This is a genomic window from Mesorhizobium sp. M7A.F.Ca.CA.004.12.1.1 (genome assembly GCF_003997835.1).
Taxonomy (GTDB): Bacteria; Pseudomonadota; Alphaproteobacteria; order Rhizobiales; family Rhizobiaceae; genus Mesorhizobium.
In genome coordinates, this window is sequence record NZ_RZRK01000533.1 from 1 (window position 1) to 4,294 (window position 4,294).

Below are 4,294 nucleotides of genomic sequence, written 5' to 3' on the forward strand. Positions count from 1 at the left end.
TTCAGACTGCTGACAAACCCCTGGCATTTGCTGGGGGTTTTTGATTCACTGGGTCATGTTGAAGCGACCCGCCCCTGAACAGACCGCGCTCGAGATGGTGACGCTGGATCAGTTGGTTCCTGCCGATCACCTTTTGCGCAAGATCGACCGTGTGATCGATTTCACCTTCGTCCACGATCTGACCGCGCCGCTGTATTGCCCCGACAATGGCCGCCCGCCACTCGACCCGACCTTGATGTTCAAGGCGCTGTTCATCGGCTACCTGTTTGGCGTTCGCTCGGAGCGGCAGCTGGTGCGCGAGATCGAGGTCAATGTCGCCTATCGTTGGTTCCTGCGACTGAAGCTGACGGACAAGGTGTTCGACGCCTCGACGTTGAGCCAGAACCGGCGGCGTCGTTACGACGACACCAGCGTGTCGCAGGCGATCTTCGACCGCATTGTTGAGCAGGCGATCCGGGCGGGCTTGGTCGACGGCACGGTGCTGTACACCGACTCCACCCATCTGAAGGCCAACGCCAACAAGGGCAAATACGATCTTGCCATGATCGCCAAGTCGCGGGCCGACTATTGGGCCGACCTCGATCGTGCGATCGACACCGAACGGGCGCTGCATGGCCAGAAGCCGCTGAAGCAGAAGGAGCGGCGGCCTGCGGTTAAGGAGACCAAGGTCTCGCGCACCGACCCCGACAGCGGCTACATGGTGCGCGAGGGCAAGCCGAAGGGCTTTTTCTATCTCGACCATCGCACGGTGGATGCGGCGCACGCCATCATCACCGACACGCACACGACGGCGATCGTCCACGATTCGACCGTCTACCTGTCGAGGCTCGATCGGCAGGTGCAGCGCTTCGGCTTTGATGTCGGCGCCGTCGGGCTGGACGCCGGCTATGCCACGGCAGGCATCGCCAAAGGACTGGAGGATCGGGCAATCCGCGGTGTCACCGGTTATCGTCGCCCCAGACCGCCCAAGCCCGGCATGATGGGTCCGTCCTCCTTCACCCATGAGCCGGCGGCTGATGGCTATCGCTGCCTACAGGGCCAGATGCTGGCCTACGCCACCACCGACCGCAATGGCTACCGCCACTACAAGAGTGACCCGGCTATCTGCCGCGACTGCCCGCTGCTTGCCTCCTGCACCAGCAATGCCAAGGCCCAACGCACCATCATCCGCCATGCCTGGGCCGATGCGAAGGAGCGCACCGACGCCAACCGGCTGACCGCATGGGGCAAGGCTATCTACCGCCGCCGCAAGGAGACCGTCGAGCGCTCCTTCGCCGACGCCAAGCAACTGCATGGTCACCGCTATGCGCGGTTCCGAAGTCTCACCAAGGTCGCCTGCCAGTGCCTGATCGCCGCCGCCGCCCAGAACATCAAAAAGATCGCCCTTTGCCTGTGCCCGAAACCCAAGCCGGCCCGCGCATGAGGCTCAATGCCTCTTGTCAAAATCTCCTGACACAAACAGTCCAAGACACTTCAATCACATAACAAAAAACCCCGCCGAAAATCGACGGGGTTTGTCAGCAGTCTGAAAGCCCCGGAAACGGGGCTTTTTTCGTTTGCAAGGAGGAGGGGCATGAGCGGCCAGATCATCATCCTGAACGGTGCGCCGCGATCGGGAAAAACAAGCATCGCCAGAGCTGTTCAGGAGCGCTTCGATGGCGTCTGGATCAATCTCGGCGTCGACGTTTACGAGCAGGCTACGCCGGCACGCTATCGGCCCGGGATAGGATTGCGGCCCGGTGGCGAGCGTCCGGACCTTGAGGCCCTCGTGCCCGGACTATACGCCGCGCTCTACGAATCGATCGCCGCCCACAGCCGGCTGGGGCTGAATGTCGTGGCGGATATCGGCCATCACGACGCCTATTCGAGACCACTTCACATTGTGGCTGATTGCGCGCGCCGGCTTGTAGGTCTGCCGGTGCTGTTTGTCGGTGTTCGCTGCCCGCTGGAAATCATCATGGAAAGGCGTGCCGCCAGCGCGGCGGACAAGAGATATGTGACCGGCTCATCAGACGATCCGGTGCCGTTGCCCGTGCGCCTGTGGCAGGAGGAGGTCCACCGCCCAGGCGTGTACGATCTGGAAGTCGATACCTCGCTCCTGAGCCCGAAGCAGTGCGCGGATACGATCGCAGAGCAGCTTCGGCAAGCACCGTATCCAACAACGTTTCAGAAACTATCCAACCCATCCAGCGCGGCCCTTGAGCCGTTTTGACCGGCATGGCCGCCGCAGGCGGGTTCGTCCAGATCGGCGAATTTACAGCCTGCAAACGGCCGGCGATTGCATCGTGGAGCTCTCGATTTCAGCGGCCATGCGGTCCGGCGCGAAACGGGTCAGCAAATATCCGCACACCTTCCAGATCGCGATCATCAGGAATGCACCCGCATAGCCATCCAAGGCATAGTGCCAGCCAAGCACGACGGAACCGACCATAATGACGCCGGCGAATAACCACATCACAAGACCGGCCAGCCGAGACCGCCGTGTTGCATAGAGGGCGAACAGCACCGCCATCACAACGTGCAGGGATGGGAAGGCGGATATGCCGACGCTGCCGGTAGTTGCGCCGGTATAGCCACTCCACAGCATATCCTGCGTGCTGAGCGCCCAGATCGGATAGACGCGATCGGCAACGGCAAGTGCTTGCATGAGGGGGTGAAAGTCGTTGCCGAACCCCAATCGCTCGTAAAAGCAGGGGCCAGCCGACGACAGGCCCATCGCGAGGAAGAAGCCACCCAGCGTCCACACCGTCATGAAGCTCATCAGGAACTGGTGACGCAGCTTCGTATCCTTGCGTGTGATGCACACGGTGAAAACCGCGGTGATGAGCACGACGAACCAGAAATTGTACGCGATGTTGATGATCTTCAATGCAAGCGGCGACTGGACGACAAACCACAACCATTCGTGCGGGGCTCGACCGAAATGCAGGATGCGATCGGCGTGAGCCAATGCTTTGTCCCATGCGAACGGAGAGAGGATTGCAATGGCTCCCTTCAACACACCGATCGCGGATATGAAGGCAAGACCCGCACCCAGGCCATTCAGGCTGTTGGCAATGCGTTCGGCATCGCCAAAGAATCTACCCAGTGACTTGAGGAAGGTGTGCAGCGGTTCGGTTTCCCGCTGGACCAGCGCAAGGTGGAAAAGCGTCCCAAGTGCAAGGGCTGAGCCGCAAATCCAGAAGGCGATGAAAAGATACTCGGCGTATTCCGCCAGAACGCCGAAATCCGGCATGTTTCCAGTGTGCCACCCGACTGCGCTTGCCAGAAGCAGCGCAGCGGTAGCCATAGCGTGCAGCAGCCGGTGTCGCCAAAAGGCATCCGCCAAGATGCCAGGAAAAGCACGTCCGACAATAGCCCCCGTCAGTGGGGCCGATGCCGCAACCGAATGTTCCATGGTTTTGAAGCCCAGCTCGCCACGCCGTTACCATTTTACCGTGAGACGGTTCAATATTTCCTAATCAGACGATTAGAGTTGCAAACGGTTGAGTCCCGGCGCCGGCCCGCCCGGGCACTAGAATCGTCTTCTCGGCTGAACGGCGCTACCCGGTCCGCCACATCGGCTGACCTCGCGTTTCTCAATTTTCGAGTGCAGTCCGGATCTTTTCGGCATTTTCGGTCAGCACCTCCGGCTTCTCCATTCCTCCCGTGTGCGGCTTCAGCGGGATGCCGTCGAAGCGCGGAATGACATGTACGTGCAGATGATAGACGGTTTGCCCCGATGCCGGCTCATTGAACTGCATGATGGTGACGCCGTCGGCGCCAAAGGCCTTTTTCACCGCCAGCGCCACTTTCTGAACGACGCTCAAGAGATGGCCGAAAATTGACGGGTCGGCGTCGAGCAGGTTGCGCGACGGCGCTTTCGGCACCACCAGCGTGTGGCCCGGCCCCTGCGGCATCACATCCATGAAGGCGATGACAGCGTCATCCTCGTAGACCCGGTGCGAGGGAATTTCGCCGCGCAGGATCTTGGCGAAGATGTTGTCGGTATCGTAGGCGGCCTCGGTCATGGCGAACGCTCCGGATTGTGCCTTTCGTGTAGCGAAACGGTGGAAAATCGGCAAGACGATCGGACGAAGTCGGCCCTGCTCGTCAAGGCAGCCCTGTTGCTACTCCTCCAGATCCTTGCGGAACGGGGTGTGCTCTTCCAGATATTCGCTCATCCGCTCCACCTCGTGGCGTTCGCGCCTGAGGTAGTCGGCGACGGCGTTGCGCAGGCCGGGGTGCGCAATGTAGTGCGCGGAATGCATGATCACCGGCCGGTAGCCGCGCGCCAGCTTGTGCTCGCCCTGCG

The 4,294-nt window shown here is 60.9% G+C and carries 5 protein-coding genes; 2 read left to right on the forward strand and 3 right to left on the reverse strand.

Features of this window, described 5'->3' with window-relative positions:
* Positions 1–55 precede the first annotated feature (55 nt).
* Together EN984_RS24380 and EN984_RS24385 are read left to right on the forward strand one after the other, a co-directional pair.
* Positions 56–1,423 carry an IS1182 family transposase gene (locus EN984_RS24380; RefSeq protein WP_127267801.1) on the forward strand — a complete coding sequence of 456 codons (1,368 nt, stop codon included), beginning with the start codon at positions 56–58 and terminating at the stop codon, positions 1,421–1,423.
* Positions 1,424–1,573: 150 nt separating this feature from the next.
* Entirely contained in the window at positions 1,574–2,212 is a 639-nt protein-coding gene (locus tag EN984_RS24385; RefSeq protein WP_127270999.1) for a chloramphenicol phosphotransferase, read from the forward strand.
* A 42-nt stretch (positions 2,213–2,254) separates the two neighbouring features.
* Here the strand turns inward: EN984_RS24385 and EN984_RS24390 are convergent, their stop codons facing one another.
* From EN984_RS24390 to EN984_RS24400, 3 genes are all read right to left on the reverse strand, one after another.
* Positions 2,255–3,397 (reverse strand): phosphatase PAP2 family protein, encoded by a 1,143-nt coding sequence (locus EN984_RS24390; protein WP_236383050.1) that lies wholly within the window; start codon positions 3,395–3,397, stop codon positions 2,255–2,257.
* A 181-nt stretch (positions 3,398–3,578) separates the two neighbouring features.
* Positions 3,579–4,010 carry an HIT family protein gene (locus tag EN984_RS24395; RefSeq protein WP_127271001.1) on the reverse strand — a complete coding sequence of 144 codons (432 nt, stop codon included), beginning with the start codon at positions 4,008–4,010 and terminating at the stop codon, positions 3,579–3,581.
* Positions 4,011–4,109: 99 nt separating this feature from the next.
* Positions 4,110–4,294: peptidogalycan biosysnthesis protein (locus tag EN984_RS24400; RefSeq protein WP_206517470.1), on the reverse strand; the 185-nt coding region annotated here is incomplete at its 5' end.

Excerpts from the sequence above, each read along its gene's own strand:
- EN984_RS24385 (WP_127270999.1), top strand. The coding sequence starts at position 1,574 with ATGAGCGGCCAGATCATCATCCTGAACGGTGCGCCGCGATCGGGAAAA.
- EN984_RS24380 (WP_127267801.1), top strand. The coding sequence starts at position 56 with ATGTTGAAGCGACCCGCCCCTGAACAGACCGCGCTCGAGATGGTGACG.
- EN984_RS24390 (WP_236383050.1), bottom strand. The coding sequence starts at position 3,397 with ATGGAACATTCGGTTGCGGCATCGGCCCCACTGACGGGGGCTATTGTC.
- EN984_RS24395 (WP_127271001.1), bottom strand. The coding sequence starts at position 4,010 with ATGACCGAGGCCGCCTACGATACCGACAACATCTTCGCCAAGATCCTG.